The sequence below is a fragment of the Nocardia miyunensis NBRC 108239 genome, from assembly GCF_001613065.1.
GTDB lineage: Bacteria > Actinomycetota > Actinomycetes > Mycobacteriales > Mycobacteriaceae > Nocardia > Nocardia miyunensis.
Genome location: NZ_BDBQ01000016.1, coordinates 16915 through 35197, shown reverse-complemented (window position 1 = coordinate 35197; position 18283 = coordinate 16915). Strand labels below are relative to the sequence as shown.

Sequence of the window (18283 nt, the reverse complement as noted above, 5' to 3'; positions counted from 1 at the left end):
ACGCCCGGTACCCGGGGCCGCGCCGACACCGGCGACGCTCACCGCCGCAATACCCAGCGATCCATATTCCACCCCGCACCAGCCTCGGTGGGGTTCACGATTCCGCTCTGCATACCGTTGCCGAACGCGATCGTCCGCGGTGTGTCGAACAGCGGAATCGTCGGCATCTCGCTCCACAGCAGATTCTCGGCCTCGGTGTTCAGGTCGAGCACGTTGGTCGAATCGTCGTCCGCCGCAAGCTGATCGGTGATGGCATCGTAGCGACCGTTGCCGTAGTGACCGAAATTCAGGCCCTGACCGGTGTACAGCGACGCGGCGGCGGCGATACCGGACAGCGATCCGGCCGGACCGGGCGCACCGGCGGTACCGCCCAGCACCGCGTCCGCGCCGGAGCCGAGCTGGGTCGGCACGAAGGTCGGCGATCCCGCGTCCACCACGGTGATCCCGGCCGCGCGACACGCGGCGGTGATCATCGCGACGGTCTGTGCCCGCCGATCGTCGGGTGCGCGGTACCCGATTCGCACGGTCGGGTTGTTCACCCCGGCGGAGGTCAGCACCTGCTGCGCCCCGCCGGCGTCGCCGCCGTTGTACTTGCCCGCCGCGCCGGTGCTCGGCGTGTAGTACAGCGAATCCGCCTGTGTCGTACGGGAATTCAACGGGCCCGAGCCCAGGCCCGACTTCTGGTCGAAGCCGGGATGCCCCAGCTTGTCGAACAACGCCTTACGCGGCACGCACAGCGCGAAGGCGCGGCGCGCGTCGGGCGAGGCGAAGACGCCCGTCGTGGACAGCGCCAGTTGCTCCGCGCCGCGACCGGGCACCTGATTCACCGAGAAGCCGCTCAGATCCAGATCCTTCACCGACCCCGCGCCGATGTCGACGACACCGACCGCCTTGTCCGACACCTTCTGCTTCAGGTCGGTGTTCTTGGGCCACACCACGATTCGCGGCGTCCGAGGCGGCAGACCCCACCACTTCTCGTTCTTGACCAGGACCAAGCCGTCACTGTCGCTGTACGATTCGATTCGGTACGGCCCCGAGGACGGGAAGAGTTTGGTGTCGACCTTGCCGGACTGGAGATTCCAGCCGGTGTTCCAGAACTCGGCCAGTTTGCCCATCATGGCGGGATCGGCGGTCTGCACCGCGGAGACCACATTCGGCACTCCCGCGGACTGCGCGACGATGTGCGCGGGCATCAGATCCGCGGCGTCGAACAGGGTCTGCCAGGACAGGAAGTGCCGTCCCGGACGGAAGACCACCGTCGCGTCCTTGGAACCGGGCTGACACTCGACCTTCTCGATATCGCGGTAGCCCGCGGTGGAGGCCGCGTCGAACATCGGCACCTGGCCGCCGCCGGCCCCCGCCTTGGTGAATCGGCCGCTGCGCGCGGCCCACTCCAGCACCAGATCGTCACAGGAGGTGGGCACCCCGTCGGAGTACACGCCGTCCGGATCGAGCCGGTACTGGATGGTCTGCACGTCACCCGGCACCTGCTTGGCCGTGCCGTAGTCGGTGTCCGCGACCGGCTGACCGTCCGGGCCGGTGTAGAAGAATCCGGTCAGCACTCGCGAGAACACCGCTGCCGCACCGCCGTTCGCGCCCAGCGTGCTGCCGCCGTTGTAGCTCAGCGGTACCGCGTCCACGGCATAGCCGATGGACGGAACCTGATTCTTCGCCGAACATCCGGCCAGAGCGCCACCGGCGAGCACGCCCGCCGTCAGCACACCGATCGACCGCAATATCCACCGATGACGCGCGCCGAGCTCTCCGTGGTTACGCACGCTGCCCTCCGTCGTTACGCAAGCTCTTCCTCCGCTGAATTGGCCGCGTCCGCGGCAGGGCAGCGCCCGCATGATCAGTGCCTGTTCTTGTGCCGCTTTCCGGTCGGCCGGGCGCCCGGCCTGGGTGCGGCGGACCGGGGCGCATCGCGCACCGGTTCGCGGCGACGGGGGGCACCGTCCGGGGTCGCCGCCCGACGCGGAGCCGCGTCGTCGGCGATGGTCCTGCCCCGGCCGGCGCGTTTGTTCAGCACCTTCTTCGTGTGCGCGGCCACGGGCCCCCAGCGTTCCTTGATCGAGACCAGCAGCGGCACGGCGAAGAAGATCGAGGAGTACGCGCCGACGATCATGCCGACCAGCTGCACCAGCGCCAGATCCTTCAGCGTGCCGACGCCCAGCAGCCACACCGCGATGACCAGCATGCCGATGATCGGCAGGATGCCGATGATGGTGGTGTTGATCGAACGCATCAGCGTCTGGTTGGCCGCGAGGTTGGCGAATTCCGCGTAGGTGCGGTTGGTGCGGTGCAGCACGCCGCGGGTGTTCTCCTCGACCTTGTCGAAGACGACGACGTTGTCGTAGAGCACATATCCCAGGATGGTCAGCAGGCCGATCACCGCGGCCGGGGTCACCTCGAACCCCACGATGGAGTAGATGCCCGCGGTCACGATCAGGTTGAAGAACAGCGAGGCGATCGCGGCGATGGACATGTCGCGCTCAAACCGGATCGCGATGTAGATCATCGTCAGCAGCACGAACACGCCCAGCGCGATGAGCGCCTTGCGGGTGACCTGACCGCCCCAGGTGGAGCTGATCTCCGCGATGCTGATCGCGTTGCGGCTCACCGTGCCGGTCGTATCCTTCGGGTGGAACGCGTCGAACAGCGCGCTCTGCACCTTGTCCTGCTGCGCGGCATCCAGTGTGTCCGAACGGATCTCGTACGAGGACGCGGCGCCCGAGCCGACCTTCTGCACCGTCACCGGAGCGTGCCCGAGCGCCCGGGCGTAGGTGTCGGAGACCTGCGAGGTGGTCGTCCCCGCGACGGCGGGCAGCTGGATCCGGGTGCCACCGGCGAAGTCGATGCCGAGGGTGAACCCGCGCAGTCCGATACTTCCCAGCGCGATCACGATCAGCACCAAGGCCACGACGTAGTACATCCGGCGTCGCCCGACGATCCGGAATCCGCCGGTGCCGGTGTACAGCCGTTCGAAGAATCCGTGCTGGGGGGCGGCGGCAGCGGCCTGATCGTTCACGGTGTCGGTCTCCATGACGGAACTCGGGTTGCTCATCACGCCTCCTTGCCGGCCGGAACGCCGGCGGCGGCCTTGCGTTCACGGGCGTACTGCGCCACCGCGCCCAGGCCGTTCACCGAGGGCTTGGCCCAGAACGGCGAGCGCGAGGCCAGCATCATCAGCGGCGAGGTGACCAGGTAGAGCACGATGACGTCGAGCACGGTGGTCAGGCCGAGAGTGAAGGCGAAGCCCTTCACCTGCCCCGCGGCCAGGATGTACAGCACCGCCGAGGCGATCAGGCTGACCGTCTTACCCGACAGGTTGGTGCGCTGGGCTCGCGCCCAGCCGCGCGGCACCGCCGAACGGAAACTCCGGCCCTCGCGCATCTCGTCCTTGATGCGTTCGAAGAACACCACGAACGAGTCCGCGGTCATACCGATACCGATGATCAGACCGGCGATACCGGCCAGGTCCAGGGTGAAATTGATCCACCGGCCCAGCAGCACGATGATCCCGTACACCGCGAAACCCGAAGCGACGAGCGAGAATCCGGCGAGGAAGCCGAGCATCCGGTAGTAGAGCAGGCAGTACAGCAGCACCGCGATCAGACCGATCGCACCGGCGATCAGGCCCGCGTGCAGCGAGGACAGGCCAAGCGTCGCGGAGACCGTCTCGGCCTCGGAGGTGGCGAAGGACAGCGGCAGCGAACCGTACTTGAGCTGGTTGGCCAGATCCTTGGCGGTGGTGGCGTTGAAGTGTCCGGTGATCGAGGTGTTGCCGCCTTGCTGCGGACCCTGCTGCACCACCGGGGCGCTGACGACCTTCGAGTCGAGCACGAACGCGATCTGCTGGTTCACGTAGTCACCGGTGAGCTTGGCCCACGGATCGGAGTGCTTGAAGGTCACATCCACCGACCACTGTGACTGCTGCTGGTTGTACGAGGCGCTGGCGTCCTTGATGTCCTGGCCGTCGATATGGCTCTTGTCCAGCAGGTAGGTGCCGGTGCCGTCGGTCGCACAGGTGACCAGCGGCAGATTCGGGTCGTCGTTACCGGCCAGCGGATCGGGCTTGCTGCAATCCAGGGTCGCCAGCGCGTACTGCTGAATCTGCTGATTGGTGCTCTGGCGGATGGCCTTGGCCTCGGCGATGGCCTTCTTGGTCTGCTCGGCCGGGCTGAGCGTATTCGCCGGAGCGGGAGTGGCGGGCGTCGGCGTTGTCGATGCACCGGGCTTCGGCGTCGCCGAGGGCGTGGGCTTCTTCGGCGTGGTGGGCGGTGTGGTCGGGGCCTGCTGGTGGCTCAGGTCCTGTGCCCGCGGCACCTGATAGTCCGCCGGGAACACGCGGTTCTGCGTGGCGTGGTTGGCCGTGGCGGGCTTCTGGCTGCCCGGCGCCAGCGCGCTGGGCTTCTGCGCGCCCGGGGCGGGCGCGGGGGTGGCGTTGCCCGGCTGCTGGCTGGTGCCCGGCGGCATCAGGCCGCCCGGCAGACCTGGAGTGACATTGCCGGTCGGTCCGCCCGGCAGACCGCCCGCGCCGCTCTGCTGACCGGATTGCAGAACCGGGCGGATGTAGAGCTTGGCGGTGGTGGCCAGTGACTTGGCCTGCTGACCGTTCTGCCCGGGCACCGTGATCACCAGGTTGTCACCGTCGATGACGACCTCCGACCCGGCGACGCCGAGGCCGTTCACCCGGGACTCGATGATCTGCTGGGCCTGCTTGAGGCTGTCCTGACTCGGCTTGCTGCCGTCCGGCGTGCGCGCGCTGAGCGTCACGCGGGTACCGCCCTGCAGGTCGATGCCGAGCTTGGCCGCCGCGGTCTTCGCATCGGTGAAGAACACCAGGCCGTAGATCACGATCAGCAGCAGCGCATAGACGCCGAGCAACCGCAGCGGATGCCCCGTTCCCTTGGAAGGTGGCACAGTTCTTATCTCCTGGACGGTGTTGGGCCGGACAGTGGACAGGGTGGGCAGGCGGATGCCGGTCGAGCGATCGACTGCGGACACGCCGCAGCGCCGTCGCACACGGCCGGTGCGGCCGGGCGACGACGCGGGTGGGTCATTCCTTGGTCAGCCGGGTGTTGGTGTCCTCGGCGGACTCCTCCACGGCGGAGCCGTTGACCGCGCTGTGCGGGGCCTGGGCCTCGGTCGCGGAGTCCTGCGGCTCGGCCGCCTCGACTTCGGAGTCGTGCGACTCGGCCTCGGCCGCCTCCGAGGCGTCGTCGGCACGCACCTCGCGCACCGCGGCGCGCAGCCAGGTGGTCACGACGTCCTCGGCGATCTCGAGGTCGATGGTCGTCTCGTCGAGATCGACCACGGTGCCGTACAGGCCCGAAGTGGTGGTGACCCGATCGCCGACCTTCAGGTTCTCCTGCATGGAGGTAGTGTTGGCGGCCTCGCGCTTCTGACGGCGGACGCCGAGGAACATCGGCACCAGCAGGGCTACCAGCAGCAGGGGAAACAGCAGTTGCGCCATCGTTGTCGTCGGTCCTAGGTCTGTCGGTGGAAGCGGTCCGGCGGACGCCGAACTGCCAGCGTAGTACCCCAGTCTGCCATCAGCTCGCCGTTACCGCCCACTGCGGTCGCTTCGAGCACCCTTACCGACGCCGACGCCGTCGCGACCGGGCGGCCGTCCCCGGGGTCGGGCGAACACTACCCCACCGCACACCCCTCGGCCCGAGCGGCCCGCGGCGGGAACGACGCGGCGGACTCAGGCGTGTTCGTACACGTAATCGTCCAGGGGGAAACTGACCGCCTCGCGATGGGCGTTCAGGGTGCTCGTCGGGCGCAGCAGGGCCGCCTCGCCGTGCTGATTGAAGTAATAACTGCGCGCGGTCGAGCAGTGCCCGTCGTAGAACACCGAGGACTCCAGCTTCTCGGTGACCCGATCCAGGAATTCGGTGTTGGCCCGCTCGGTCACCTCGAACACCTGGGCGTCGCGGCGGAACATCTCCCCGAACAGCCGGCCCATGTGTTTCATCTGCGCCTCGATGGTGGTGAAGTACGACAGGCCGCTGTAGGAGTACGGACTGTTCAGGCTCAGGAAGTTCGGGAACTTCGGCACCGTGATGCCCTCGTATGCCTGGAATCGGTTGTCCCGCCAGAACTTTCCGAGATCCACCCCGTCCCGTCCGATGATCTCGACGGCCGGGAAGTTCACATCCCACAGATTGAATCCGGTGGCCAGGATCAGCGTATCGATCTCGGTGGTGCGGCCGTCGGCGGTGACGATGCCGCCGGGTTCGACACGTTCGATCGAGTGCGTCTCCAGATGCACGTGCGGTTCGTTGAACGTCTTGAAATAGGTGTTCGAGAACGTCGGCCGCTTACAGCCGAAGTCGTAGTGCGGGGTGAGTTCGCGCCGGGTCCGCGCATCGCGCACCTGGGTCCGCAGATGGGCCTTTGCCAGCAGGCCCGCACCCCGGTTCAGCAGTTTGGCCTGCCGGAAGTGCAGGACGCCGATCACCATCAGGGCCTCGAGCGCCGTGGTGTTGGCCAGGCGGGCGGCCTGCTGGGTGAGCGGCACGCGGTCGAAGAGGTTCTGCACCACGGGCGGGATCGGCATATCTATCTTGGGCACCACCCAGATCGGGGTGCGCTGGAACACCGTCAGCTCGTTCACCACCCGCGCGACCTCGGGCACCAGCTGCACCGCGGTCGCGCCGGTGCCGATGATCGCCGCCCTGCGCCCGGTCAGGTCGTAGTCCTGGTCCCAGGCGGTGGTGTGGATGATCTTGCCGGCGAAGGTCTCGATGCCCGGGAACGGCGGGGTGTACGGCTGGGACAGGAACCCGGTCGCGGTGAGCAGATAGCGCGCGGTGAGCGATTCACCGCCCTCGATGCTCACCACCCACTGGTTCTGTTCGGCGTCCCAGCGGGCGCCGGAGACGACGGTGTCGAAGCGCATCCGGCGGCGCAGATCGTATTTGTCCGCGACGTGTCCGGCGTACCGCTTCAGTTCCGCACCCGGCGCGAACAGGCGCGACCAGTGCGGATTGGGTTCGAAGGAGTACGAGTAGGTGACCGAGGCGATATCCACGGCAAGTCCGGGATAGTGGTTGACGTGCCAGGTCCCGCCCAGGTCGCTCTCCCGCTCCAGAATCACGAAATCACCGAGCCCGAGCCGGTCGAGCTCGATGCCCGCACCCATGCCACCGAACCCGGCTCCGACCACGATCGCATCGAATCGAGGCGCCACGACGAACCTCCCGTTACGCAAAGTATCTGATACAGAATGACACATCATTTGCCCGCAGCACACCCGCACCGGAGCCGGGTTCGGACTCCGGACCCGGTCGAATAACTGTGACCCGCCCTACCGCCGCCCCGACCCGTAGTAAGAATGTTCGGTGTGACGATCGAGGACGTGCGGATTCCCCGCTTCGCCAGGACCCCCGCGGGGTATCGCGGCTACGACGCGGCCGAGGTGGACGCCTTCTGTGAGCGCATCGCCGAGGCGTTCCGGGGCCGGACGATGCTCACCGCCGCGCAGATCCGTGAGCACGAATTCGCTTCGGCCGCATTCGGACTCGGCGGCTACGACCGCGACGAGGTCGACGACTACCTGGATCACGCCTGCGTGGATCTCGAATACGCGCGACGCGGGGACACACCGCATCCCGGCCCGGAGCGGCTGAGCCCGCGCGATGTCCAGCGGCTCCGATTCTCCGCGCCCCCGGCCGGACGCGACGGTTACGCCGCCGCCGAGGTCGATAATTTCCTGGACGTCGTCGCCGCCGCCCTCGCGCACGCCGGTCCGACCGGATTGAGCAGCCAGGACGCGCGGGCGATCGACTTCGGTCCGGCCGAACCCGGTGGCGCGGCCTATTACGCCGACGAGGTGGACGCCTTCCTGGACGTCGTCGTCCGGACGCTGGCCGAGCAGGAGCGGACGCACGCCGCATCGTGAGTAGTGTGGCACCCGGCCCGGCCTGCCGAGCGGAAAGGTGATGCATGCACTGGGATCAGATGACGGCTACTCCGAACGACCTGCGCAAGCGGGCCACTCGTCTGCGACGGGGCGTCGGGCAGCTCGGCGTCATCGAATCCATCCTCGACGCCGCGGACGGGCCGTGGCTGGGTGTGATGGACGCCGACGGCCGCGGCACCGCGGAACTGCGCATGCACCTGGCGGGCCGCTACCGCCTGACGGCGGTGGTGACCAGCGCCGGGAAATTGAGCATGGTGCAGATGCACGCGCCCACGGTCGGCGAACGGGTGATCTCGGGCAAACCCGCGCTGCGGCAGGGCTGGGATGAGAACGTCACCATGCCCAAACAGCCCGATTGGCTGGACTACGTCATCGACTGGGTCGGCACGGCCAGCGCCGACGTGGACCGCCGCACCGTCATCGCCTGGCAGCTCGAGGGTGCGGACCGCCGCCTGGCCGCCATGGACGACACCCTCGAGGGTATGCGCGCCAGCCTCGCCGAACGCGAACAGCTCCGCGACGACCTCGCCGCCGAGATCCGCCACCTCCGCGACGAATTCGACTCCCTGCCCGAAACCCGGACCGCCACAGCCGATCTCCCACTCGAAGATCGCCCCGAAGGACCTGGCGAGACCGCACCCGAACTCCTTACCGACAACCGCCTCACCGAACCCGGTACGGCCACACCCGAACTCCCCGATCACAAGCACCCCGCCGAACCCGACACCGCCACGCACGAACTGCCCAACGACAACCGCCTCACCGAACCGGGCACGGCCACAAGCGAACTCACCAACCACGAGCACCCCGCCGAGCCCGGCACCGCCACGCACGAGCCCCCTAACGACAACCACCCCGGCGAACCCACAAACGCACCCGAAATCTCCGGCGCGGCCGAAACTTCCGAGGTCGGCGGTGCTGCGGACGCCGGGTACGTCGCGGATCGGGGCTGAACACGACGCAGCGCCGTCCGGTTGTCCGAACGACGCCGCGCGAGGAGAGATCCCGGCGAATACCAGCCGGGCGGTTCCGAATTACGGGGTGGAGTAACCGATCAGAGCGCCGATACCCGCGCCGATCGGGATGGTCACCAGGGCGCCGACGCCGCCGAGGAAGAAGCCGATCACCGCGCCGATCCCGGCGCCGATCAGTGCGCCGACACCGGCGTTGTACTGCTTGCGCGCGTTCGTCTCGGCCTCGTCGATCGACTGCACGACGTTCGACGACGCGGATTGCGGTGTGAGGGTGAGGGTTCGGCCGTCGTTCGCGATGCGCGGGGTGAGGACGACGAGCCCGGCAGCGGACCGCAGGCCCAGCGGAACCGTGGCCACGACCGTGCCCGAAGCGTCGGTGAGCGTGACCGTCCGAGCGTCCGGTCCGAGTGCGAACCGGCCCGCCGCGACGGTCGTGGCCACACCGGTGTGGTCCGCGGTCGGCGCGACCGAATACTGCACGCCGTGATCAGCACCCTGGATGCCGGTCGCGGCAGGTGTGACGGGCTGTGCTTGTACGACGCCCGCGGTGACGCCCGTGGCGCCGATCGCGAGTATCGCGGTAGCTGCGAATTTCTTGGCTCTCATATGCATTCCCCTCGATCAGTCGGTGATTTACCGACACGTCAGACCCCCGACGTTTCGACCGGATCCATTCTGGCGGAAGCCTCGCGAGGGCGGTCGATTTTGGATCACATTGCCCGACAAGGCTTCCCTCGATGAGAGTGCCCGGAACCGCCGCGGTGCGCCACCCCTGCTGGGCGCACGTTGTGGTCACCGCGGACAACCAACAGGTAGACCGCATCGGTGATCTGGATCACGGCCGGGCGGAAGCGCGGGAAATCGTTGCGCGGCAAGCGGATCGCCCATCACGGCGCACGAGGTGGATCACATCCGGTGGTACCGCCCCGGCCGTCCGCGATACTGCTGACCCCAACCGCGGCGACCGCGCAGAAAAATGAAGAACAGCACCGGGAACACGAAGAACGGCACGAAATGAGTCGTCGCGACGAGCACGACGGCCAGGATCAGCAGGGCGAGCAGGGCCACCGGCAGCAACGACCGGCCCGGTCGGGCCGTCGGCGCGGGCGGCGGCGTCTGCGCGGGCACCGGGCGCGGCAGATCGCTGAACAGCACCGCGAGGTCCGCGGCCGTCTTCGCGGCATAGGCGCGGGCCACCCGATCGTCGTATTCGTCGACCTCCAGCCGCCCCGCCGCGAAATGCTCCCCCAGCGACGCGGCCGCCTGTTCACGTTCTGCCGTGCCGATCCGCACGGCCCCCGATGCCGCGGACGCCCCGAAGCCCACGGAGTCTGAATCGGCCATCTCTACCGCCTCACCGGAAATTACGACTATCGAGCTGCCACCAGGGTAGATCGCGCGCGGACCGCCGCGCCTGCGCCGCGATGCGTATTCGCTCGTACGCCCGGCGGCGCAGTCCGTCGCACTCGGCGCGCATTTCCGCGAATTCATCCAATGTCCGTGCGCGCTCGCCATTTCCGCATATCCGGCGGCATTGCGCGGCACATTCGTCGAGAAGATGTTCGCGCAGAGCCGAATTCACCCGCCGCGACACCCGGAAAACCACTCTGGCCAGGCAGTTTCCGGAATATCATGCGGGCGTCGGCCCCGCGCGAATCCGACGATGCACACCCGTCAACCTGTTTTCCGCGCAATGGCGGAGCCCGGTCGCGTCGACGGGACCGCAGGATCGTCGTAGCGTCGATACGGTGACCGCACCGGAGAACCTCCCCACCACCGCGGGCGAGCTGCGCGCCGCCGGATATCTGCCGCGCAGCGTCAAGTCCGAGATCCGCGAGAATCTGCTGGCCCTGCTCAGCTCAGGCGGCGACCCCTGGCCCGGCATCGTCGGCTTCGACCGGACCGTTCTGCCGCAACTCGAACGTGCCCTGCTGGCCGGACACGACGTCGTCCTGCTCGGTGAGCGCGGTCAGGGCAAGACCCGGCTGCTGCGCACGCTCATCGGCCTGCTCGACGAGTGGACGCCCGTCATCGCGGGCGCGGAATTGGGCGAACATCCGCTCGAGCCGATCAGCCCGGCCGGACGACGCCTGGCCGCCGAACTCGGCGACGATCTGCCGGTCGCCTGGCGGCATCGCTCGGAACGCTACGCCGAGAAATTGGCCACCCCCGACACCTCGGTCGGCGACCTGATCGGCGACGTCGATCCGGTCAAGGTCGCCGAGGGCCGCAGCCTGGGCGATCCGGAGACGATTCACTTCGGGCTCGTCCCGCGCGCGCATCGCGGCATCGTCGCGGTGAACGAGATGCCCGACCTGGCCGAGCGCATCCAGGTCGCCCTGCTGAACGTCATGGAGGAGCGCGACATCCAGGTCCGCGGTTACACGCTGCGCCTGCCCTTGGACGTGCTGCTCGTCGCCACGGCCAACCCCGAGGACTACACCAACCGCGGCCGCATCATCACTCCGCTCAAGGACCGCTTCGGCGCGGAGATCCGTACCCACTACCCGCTCGACGTCGAGGCCGAGGTGAATCTGGTCCGCCAGGAGGCCGAGCTGGTCGCCGAGGTCGGCGATCCGCTGATCGAGGTGCTCGCCCGGTTCGTGCGCCAATTGCGTGAATCGCCCGCGATCGATCAGCGCTCGGGTGTGTCGGCGCGTTTCGCCGTCGCCGCCGCGGAGACCGTGGCCGCCGCTGCCCTGCGCCGGTCCGCGATCACCGGGGAGAGCCCGGCGGTCGCGCGTCCGGTCGATCTGGAATCGGTGCCCGCGGTGTTGCGCGGCAAGCTGGAGTTCGAATCCGGTGAGGAGGGCCGCGAACAGGAACATCTCACCCATCTGATGCGCCGCGCGTTCTCCGAGACCGCCCGCGAACGCCTCGGCGGGATGAACCTGCGCCCGCTGGCCGGCGCGGTCGGCGACGGCAATCTGGTCACCACCGGTGAACGCGTCCCCGGCAAGGACGTGCTGTCCGCACTGCCCGAACTGCCGATCCTGCACGAGGTCGCCGAGCGCCTCGGCGTGGCTCCCACCGAACCGCCCACCCGGATCGCGGCAGCCGTGGAATTCGCCCTCGAGGCGCTGTTCCTGGCCCGGCAGGTCGCCAAGGACACCGACGACGGCATGGCGGTCTACGGATCATGACCGCCCCTGATCGGTACTCCTACGGCCCATATCACGACGGCCCGGATCCGCTCGCGCCGCCGCTGGATCTGCGCGACGCGCTGGATCAGATCGGGCGCGAGGTGATGGAGGGCAGCTCGCCCCGGCGGGCGCTGGAGGAGCTGCTGCGGCGCGGGATGCGCGATACGCGCGGCCTGGACGAGCTGACCCGGCAGGTCTGGCAGCGCCGCGCCGAGATCACCCGCCGCAACCGGCTCGACGGCACCTTGCAGGAGGTGCGACGGCTCCTGGACGAGGCGCTGGACGCCGAACGTCGGGCGCTGTTCCCCGATCCGTCCGACGACGCCCGTTTCGCCGAGGCCCAGCTCGACGCGCTGCCGCCCAGCACGGCGGCCGCGGTGGGCGAACTGTCCGAATACGACTGGCGTTCGGAGACCGGCCGGGAGAACTACCGCAAGATCCGCGACATGCTCGGCCAGGAACTGCTCGAATCCCGCTTCCAGGGCATGAAGCAGGCGCTGCAGAGCACCACGCCGCGGGATGTCGAACGCATCAAGCGGATGATGTCCGATCTCAACGATCTGCTGGCCGCACACGCCCGCGGCGAGGACACCGAGCAGCAGTTCGCCGAGTTCATGGCCGAACACGGCGAGTTCTTCCCGGAGAATCCGCGCAACACCGACGAGTTGATCGATGCGCTCGCCGCCCGCTCGGCCGCCGCGCAACGCATGCTCAATTCGATGTCCGAGCAGCAGCGCGCCGAACTGTCCGAGCTGATCGGGCAGGCGTTCGGCGATCCCGAGGTCGCCGCGCAGGTCGCCGCGCTGGATGCCAATCTGCGGGCGTTGCGGCCCGGTGAGGACTGGGAGTCCGCGCAGCGATTCCGCGGGCAGGACCCGCTGGGTATGGGCGAGGGCGCGCAGGCCATGCAGGATCTGGCCGAACTCGACGCCCTGGCCGAACAACTCGGCCAGTCCTATCCGGGTGCACGGCTCGAGGACATCGATCTCGACGCGCTCACCCGCCAGCTCGGCGACGAGGCCCGGGTCGATGCCCGGCGTCTGGCCGAGCTGGAGCGTGAGCTGCGCCGGCAGGGCCTGTTCGAGCGCGCCCCGGACGGATCACTGCGCTTGACGCCCAAGGCATTACGCCGTCTGGGCGAGACCGCGCTGCGTGCGGTCGTCGGGCAGTTGCGGTCGCGGCGTGGCCAGCGCGATACCGCTCTGGCGGGTGCGGCGGGCGAGCCGACGGGCGCGTCGCGGCCGTGGCGGTTCGGCGACACCGAACCCTGGGACGTCTCGCGGACGGTGCGCAACGCGGTGCTGCGCTCGGCCTCGGCGGGCAGCCGCACCGTCCGGCTGGACGTGTCCGATGTCGAGATCGTCGAGACCGAGCAGCGCTCGCGCGCGGCCGTGGCGCTGTGCGTGGACACCTCCTGGTCGATGGTGCAGGAGGGCCGATGGGTGCCGATGAAGCGCACCGCGCTGGCCCTGCATCAGCTGATCACCACCCGATTCCGTTCCGACGCACTGGAAGTGATCACCTTCGGCCGCCACGCCGGAACGGTGGACGTCTCCGAATTGACCGCGCTGGAAGGGGTTTGGGAGCAGGGCACGAATCTGCACCACGCCCTCCTGCTGGCCGCCCGGCACCTGCGACGGCATCCCGACGCGGTCCCGGTTGTCCTGGTCGTCACCGACGGCGAGCCCACCGCCCACCTGGAATCCGACGGCGAGGCGTATTTCAACTGGCCGCCGCAGCCGCGAACCCTGGCCGTCACGATGACCCAGGTCGACGCCCTGGCCAAACTGGGCGCCTCGATCACGGTCTTCATGCTCGGCGACGAGCCGCGCCTGGCCGCCTTCGTCGATCTGGTCGCCCGCCGCAGCGGCGGCCGCGTCATAGCCCCCGACCTCGACGGACTGGGCGCGGCCGTCGTCAGCGACTACCTCCAGGGCCGCCGCAGACGCTGACCGTGCACGCGCCCGCCCGCGGACCTACACCCGGTCCGCCGGGCGGGCAAGTGGCACAAAGTCCCGGGCCGTCGGGATGAACAGGCACCCTTGTGTTCTCGAATGTCATCTCCCGCATGTTCTTTCCCAGTTCGATGTGATCTCGGCGCAACACTGTTGCTCCGCCGAGAGTTTCGGTATGCCGCTTCAGTCATCACCGAGCGAACTCTCGATTCATCGAATCGGACAGAACAGGAGGGGCGGTCTCTATGTCGAGTATGCCTCCGCCACAGGATATTCAGTCCCCTGGCCCGTACGGGCGGCCGCCCTACGGCGGTTACCCGCACCGGCCGCCGAGGCAGCGCCGGAAGTGGCCGTGGGTGCTCGGTGGATTGTTCGTCGTCTTCGTCGCGGTGGTCGGGGGCTGCAGCGCGCTGTTCGCCGGGGCCGCCCATGATGTCGCGCAGGAGGCGAACAACGGCGTCTCCGCCCGTGCCATCGACAACGCGGCCGCGGCGGGCACGCAGGTCCGCGACGGAAAGTTCGCCTTCACCGTCACCCGGATCGATCCGCCGACGAAATCCGTTGGGACCAATGAATTCACGAAGCGGGACGCTCAGGGTGAATACATCCTCGTCCACGTCGATATCAGCAACACCGGGACTCAGCCGCAGACCTACTTCGCCGACAACCAGAAAATGATCGACAATCAGGGCAAGGTCTACAGCGACGACTCGACCGCCGAGGTGAATCTCAACCCGAATCTCGCGACGACGATCAATCCCGGCAACCACATCTCCGCGATTCTCGCCTACGACGTTCCCGAGGGCACGACCCCGGGCATCATGGAATTCCATGATTCGGCATTCTCCGGAGGTGCGAAGGTTGCCCTGCACTGAGTGAGTCAGCGCCGAGAACACCCGGCGCACAACTCATTCGAACAGATCCAGGGTGGGGTGCGGTTCTCGGCCGCGGACCTCGATCGAACCGAAGACGAGGTCCGGGGGCGGGACCAGGCCCAGGTGCTCCCAGGCGGCGGCGGTGGCGACGCGGCCGCGGGGGGTGCGGGCGACCATTCCGGCGCGGACCAGGAACGGCTCGCACACCTCCTCGACCGTCGCGGCCTCCTCGCCGACGGCCACGGCCAGCGTCGAAACACCCACGGGCCCACCGCCGAAGCTGCGGACCAGTGCGCCCAGTACCGCGCGGTCCAGGCGATCCAGGCCCAGGCCGTCCACGTCGTAGACCGCCAGCGCGGCTTGCGCGATCGCGACGGTGATCAGGCCGTCGGCGCGGACCTCGGCATAGTCGCGCACCCGACGCAGCAGCCGGTTGGCGATGCGCGGCGTCCCGCGCGAGCGTCCGGCGATCTCGGCTGCCGCGTCCGATTCCAGGCGTACCCCCAGAATCCGCGCCGAACGTTCCAGAATGCGTTGCAGCTCATCGGCTTCGTAGAAATCCATGTGCCCGGTGAATCCGAAGCGATCGCGCAGCGGCCCGGTCAGCGCACCCGAACGCGTGGTCGCCCCGACGAGTGTGAACGGCGCGATATCCAGCGGGATGGATGTCGCCCCGGGCCCCTTGCCGACCACCACGTCCACCCGGAAATCCTCCATCGCCAGATAGAGCATCTCCTCCGCCGGCCGGGCCATGCGATGGATCTCATCGATGAACAGCACATCGCCCTCGACGAGGTTGCTCAGCATCGCGGCCAGATCACCGGCCCGCTCGAGCGCCGGACCGGAGGTGATGCGCAGCGCGGAGCCCAGCTCCCCCGCGATGATCATCGCCATACTGGTCTTGCCCAGTCCGGGCGGACCCGACAGCAGCACGTGATCCGGTGTCCCGCCACGCAGTTTCGCGCCACGCAACACCAATGCCAGCTGTTCGCGCACCCGCGGCTGACCGATGAAATCGTCCAGGGACTTCGGTCGCAGACTGGCCTCGACCTCACCGTCCGAGCTGAGATAGTCTGCGGTGACCGGGGATTGGTCCTGCTCGAACTCCTCACCCATACGCCGCTACCGGTTCTTCCCGAGCATGCTCAGCGCCGCGCGCAACGCCTTGGATGTGTCCAGGCCCGGATCCTCGGCCAGGATGGTATCCACCGCGGGCTCGGCCTGTTTGAGGCCGAATCCGAGTCCGACGAGGGCCTCGATCACCTGATCGCGCACCGGCGTGACCACCGGCACGGGCGTTGCGCCGGGCGGACCCGATTGCACCGGAACGAGATTCACCTTGTCGCGCAGTTCGACCACCATCCGCTCGGCCCCGCGCTTGCCGATGCCGGGCACGCGGGTCAGCGCGGCCACATTGCTCTCGGCCAGGGCCTTGCGCAGCGCTTCGGGTTCGAGCACGGCCAGCACCGCCATCGCCAGCCGGGGCCCGACGCCGGAAACGGTCTGCAGCAGACCGAACAGCTCCCGCGCCTCGGTGTCGGCGAACCCGAACAGGGTCATCGAATCCTCGCGCACGATCATCGCGGTGAACAGCCGCGATTCCTCGCCGCGAGTGAGCGTGGACAGTGTCGCGGGTGTGGCGTTGAGCCGATAGCCGACCCCGGCGGCCTCGATGACCACATGGTCGAGGCCGATCTCGAGCACCTCACCGCGTACCGACGCGATCACCGGTTCACCGCCTTCCGTTGCCGGGCAAGTCGTTCCGCATATCTGCGCCGCTGTTCTTCGGCCATGGCCTCGGCCTTGGCCATCCGCTCCTGCATCGGCGCCCGCCAACAATGACAGATCGCCAGCGCGAGCGCATCGGCGGCATCGGCCGGTTTCGGCGCGGTCGCCAGGCCGAGAATGCGGGTCACCATGGCGGTGACCTGCGCCTTGTCCGCGGAACCGTTACCGGTGACCGCCGCCTTCACCTGACTCGGCGTGTGGAACGCCACCGGGATGCCGCGCCGCGCCGCCGCCAGCGCGATCACGCCACCGGCCTGCGCGGTGCCCATCGCGGTGCGCACATTGTGCTGGGAGAACACCCGCTCGATCGCGACCGCCTCGGGCTCGTGCGTGTCCATCCACCGCTCGGCCGCATCGGAAACCGCCAGCAACCGATGCGCGAGATCCATGTCCGCCGGCGTCCGCACCACGTCCACGCCGACCGCGCTCACCTGCCGCCCGAGGCCCCCCTCGACGACACTGAGACCGCACCGGGTGAGCCCGGGATCGACACCCATCACCCGCACGTAAGCACCCCTACCCGATTCGCGAACAGTTGTTCGAAGTCTAGAGGACGACCCGCACCGCACCCGACACCGACACGAACCCCCGCTCGGGCACCCCGAGCACCGCTGCCACAACCCTGACGGGCGGTGCTGCGCGAAAACGATCCGATCCTGCGCAGGTACACCTCCTGTATGAGCGGCGCACGCCGACCCGCCACGGATCCGATCCTCGAGCGAGCGAGCTCCGGGCAGCACAGCACAGCGCCCGGCGGACGCCGTGCGGGGCCGTCGCAGCGACGGCCCCGCACGAATTCGAGAACTTCGAGATCAGCGAGAAACCTTGCGGTACTGGACAAGTGCCAGCGGCATAGCGACCACCAGGATCACCACCGAACAGATGATCGCGTACTCGACACAGTGGTCGGCGGGCCAGCCGTGCGGGGTCTTGAACGACGGCGGCGAACCGTTGACGAACAGTTTGCGGCCCGCGGCCGAAACCGCCGTGATGGGATTCCACTCGGCGACCGCGCGCAACGGGCCGGGGAGGGTCTCCGCGGAGATGAAGGCCGAGGAGATGAACGTCAGCGGGAACATCCAGATCAGGCCCGCGCTCTGGGCCACCTCGACGTTCGGCGACATCAGGCCGGTCAGCGCGCCCACCCACGACATGGCGAAGGCGAAAAGCAGGATCACCGCGAAAGCCGCTACCGCACCGAGGAATCCGCCGTTGATCCGCCAGCCGACCAGATATCCGCAGCCGACCATCACCGCCAGCGACAGGATGTTCACCACGGTATCGGACAGCGTGCGCCCCATCAGCACCGCCATCCGGGACATCGGCAGCGTGCGCATCCGATCGATGATGCCCTTCTGCAGATCGTTGGCCAGGCCGACCGTGGTGAACGCGGCGTTGAACGCGACCGTCTGCGTGAAGATTCCGGCCAGCAGGAATTCCCGGTACTGACTGCCGCCGAGAGACGCGCCGAAGATGTAGGCGAACAGGAACACGAACATCAGCGGCTGCACCGTCGCGGTCACCAGCAGGGTCGGCACCCGCACGATCGTGATCAGATTCCGGTACGCGACGATGGCGCTGTCCCGGAACACCCGCACCGGGGCCGGGATCGAAGGTA

At 68.3% G+C, this 18283-nt stretch carries 16 protein-coding genes; 5 read left to right on the top strand and 11 right to left on the bottom strand.

What is annotated here, in order from left to right:
- Positions 1-38: 38 nt before the first annotated feature.
- The 5 genes from NM2_RS09085 to NM2_RS09065 form a co-directional block, all read right to left on the bottom strand.
- Positions 39-1778 carry an ABC transporter substrate-binding protein gene (locus NM2_RS09085; RefSeq protein WP_245717919.1) on the bottom strand — a complete coding sequence of 580 codons (1740 nt, stop codon included), beginning with the start codon at positions 1776-1778 and terminating at the stop codon, positions 39-41.
- A gap of 74 nt (positions 1779-1852) precedes the next feature.
- Entirely contained in the window at positions 1853-3064 is a 1212-nt protein-coding gene (gene secF / locus NM2_RS09080) for a protein translocase subunit SecF (RefSeq protein ID WP_067666587.1), read from the bottom strand.
- A complete protein-coding gene (gene secD, locus NM2_RS09075) occupies positions 3064-4923 on the bottom strand; it encodes a protein translocase subunit SecD (protein WP_067666604.1) in 1860 nt (619 codons plus the stop codon). The genes secF and secD overlap by 1 nt, the downstream gene beginning before the upstream one ends.
- A gap of 136 nt (positions 4924-5059) precedes the next feature.
- Positions 5060-5476 (bottom strand): preprotein translocase subunit YajC, encoded by a 417-nt coding sequence (gene yajC / locus NM2_RS09070; protein ID WP_067666585.1) that lies wholly within the window; start codon positions 5474-5476, stop codon positions 5060-5062.
- A gap of 234 nt (positions 5477-5710) precedes the next feature.
- Positions 5711-7198, bottom strand: coding sequence for a flavin-containing monooxygenase (locus NM2_RS09065; protein WP_067666583.1), 1488 nt, complete (start codon positions 7196-7198; stop codon positions 5711-5713).
- Positions 7199-7351: 153 nt separating this feature from the next.
- Here NM2_RS09065 and NM2_RS09060 point away from each other — a divergent pair, with 153 nt between their 5' ends.
- Both NM2_RS09060 and NM2_RS09055 read left to right on the top strand, forming a co-directional pair.
- Entirely contained in the window at positions 7352-7909 is a 558-nt protein-coding gene (locus NM2_RS09060) for a DivIVA domain-containing protein (protein WP_169816143.1), read from the top strand.
- Between the two features lie 44 nt (positions 7910-7953).
- Positions 7954-8883, top strand: coding sequence for a hypothetical protein (locus tag NM2_RS09055; protein WP_067666579.1), 930 nt, complete (start codon positions 7954-7956; stop codon positions 8881-8883).
- 81 nt (positions 8884-8964) lie between these two features.
- Here NM2_RS09055 and NM2_RS09050 read toward each other — a convergent pair whose 3' ends face one another.
- Together NM2_RS09050 and NM2_RS09045 are read right to left on the bottom strand one after the other, a co-directional pair.
- Entirely contained in the window at positions 8965-9510 is a 546-nt protein-coding gene (locus NM2_RS09050) for a DUF8020 domain-containing protein (protein WP_067666577.1), read from the bottom strand.
- Positions 9511-9810: 300 nt separating this feature from the next.
- Entirely contained in the window at positions 9811-10248 is a 438-nt protein-coding gene (locus NM2_RS09045; RefSeq protein WP_067666575.1) for a DUF1707 SHOCT-like domain-containing protein, read from the bottom strand.
- A 404-nt stretch (positions 10249-10652) separates the two neighbouring features.
- On the opposite strand from NM2_RS09045, the gene NM2_RS09035 reads away from it, so the two are divergent.
- From NM2_RS09035 to NM2_RS09025, 3 genes are all read left to right on the top strand, one after another.
- Positions 10653-12047, top strand: coding sequence for an ATP-binding protein (locus tag NM2_RS09035; protein ID WP_067666572.1), 1395 nt, complete (start codon positions 10653-10655; stop codon positions 12045-12047).
- Entirely contained in the window at positions 12044-13999 is a 1956-nt protein-coding gene (locus tag NM2_RS09030; RefSeq protein ID WP_067666570.1) for a vWA domain-containing protein, read from the top strand. Before NM2_RS09035 ends, NM2_RS09030 begins: the two co-directional genes overlap by 4 nt.
- Positions 14000-14247: 248 nt before the next feature.
- Positions 14248-14877 carry a DUF4352 domain-containing protein gene (locus tag NM2_RS09025; protein ID WP_245717918.1) on the top strand — a complete coding sequence of 210 codons (630 nt, stop codon included), beginning with the start codon at positions 14248-14250 and terminating at the stop codon, positions 14875-14877.
- Positions 14878-14910: 33 nt separating this feature from the next.
- Here NM2_RS09025 and ruvB read toward each other — a convergent pair whose 3' ends face one another.
- The 4 genes from ruvB to NM2_RS09005 all read right to left on the bottom strand — a co-directional run bounded on the left by ruvB (position 14911) and on the right by NM2_RS09005 (position 18257).
- Positions 14911-15993 (bottom strand): Holliday junction branch migration DNA helicase RuvB, encoded by a 1083-nt coding sequence (ruvB, locus tag NM2_RS09020; RefSeq protein WP_067666566.1) that lies wholly within the window; start codon positions 15991-15993, stop codon positions 14911-14913.
- 6 nt (positions 15994-15999) lie between these two features.
- On the bottom strand, positions 16000-16605 hold the full coding sequence (ruvA, locus tag NM2_RS09015) for a Holliday junction branch migration protein RuvA (protein WP_067666564.1): 606 nt from the start codon (positions 16603-16605) through the stop codon (positions 16000-16002).
- On the bottom strand, positions 16602-17171 hold the full coding sequence (gene ruvC / locus NM2_RS09010; RefSeq protein ID WP_067666562.1) for a crossover junction endodeoxyribonuclease RuvC: 570 nt from the start codon (positions 17169-17171) through the stop codon (positions 16602-16604). Before ruvC ends, ruvA begins: the two co-directional genes overlap by 4 nt.
- Positions 17172-17477: 306 nt before the next feature.
- Entirely contained in the window at positions 17478-18257 is a 780-nt protein-coding gene (locus NM2_RS09005) for an ABC transporter permease (RefSeq protein ID WP_067666603.1), read from the bottom strand.
- Between the last annotated feature and the right edge of the window lie 26 nt (positions 18258-18283).

Coding starts and splice junctions, on each gene's coding strand:
- secF (WP_067666587.1), bottom strand. CDS start 3,064: ATGAGCAACCCGAGTTCCGTCATGGAGACCGACACCGTGAACGATCAG.
- yajC (WP_067666585.1), bottom strand. CDS start 5,476: ATGGCGCAACTGCTGTTTCCCCTGCTGCTGGTAGCCCTGCTGGTGCCG.
- NM2_RS09055 (WP_067666579.1), top strand. CDS start 7,954: ATGCACTGGGATCAGATGACGGCTACTCCGAACGACCTGCGCAAGCGG.
- NM2_RS09050 (WP_067666577.1), bottom strand. CDS start 9,510: ATGAGAGCCAAGAAATTCGCAGCTACCGCGATACTCGCGATCGGCGCC.
- NM2_RS09045 (WP_067666575.1), bottom strand. CDS start 10,248: ATGGCCGATTCAGACTCCGTGGGCTTCGGGGCGTCCGCGGCATCGGGG.
- NM2_RS09030 (WP_067666570.1), top strand. CDS start 12,044: ATGACCGCCCCTGATCGGTACTCCTACGGCCCATATCACGACGGCCCG.
- NM2_RS09025 (WP_245717918.1), top strand. CDS start 14,248: ATGTCGAGTATGCCTCCGCCACAGGATATTCAGTCCCCTGGCCCGTAC.
- ruvB (WP_067666566.1), bottom strand. CDS start 15,993: ATGGGTGAGGAGTTCGAGCAGGACCAATCCCCGGTCACCGCAGACTAT.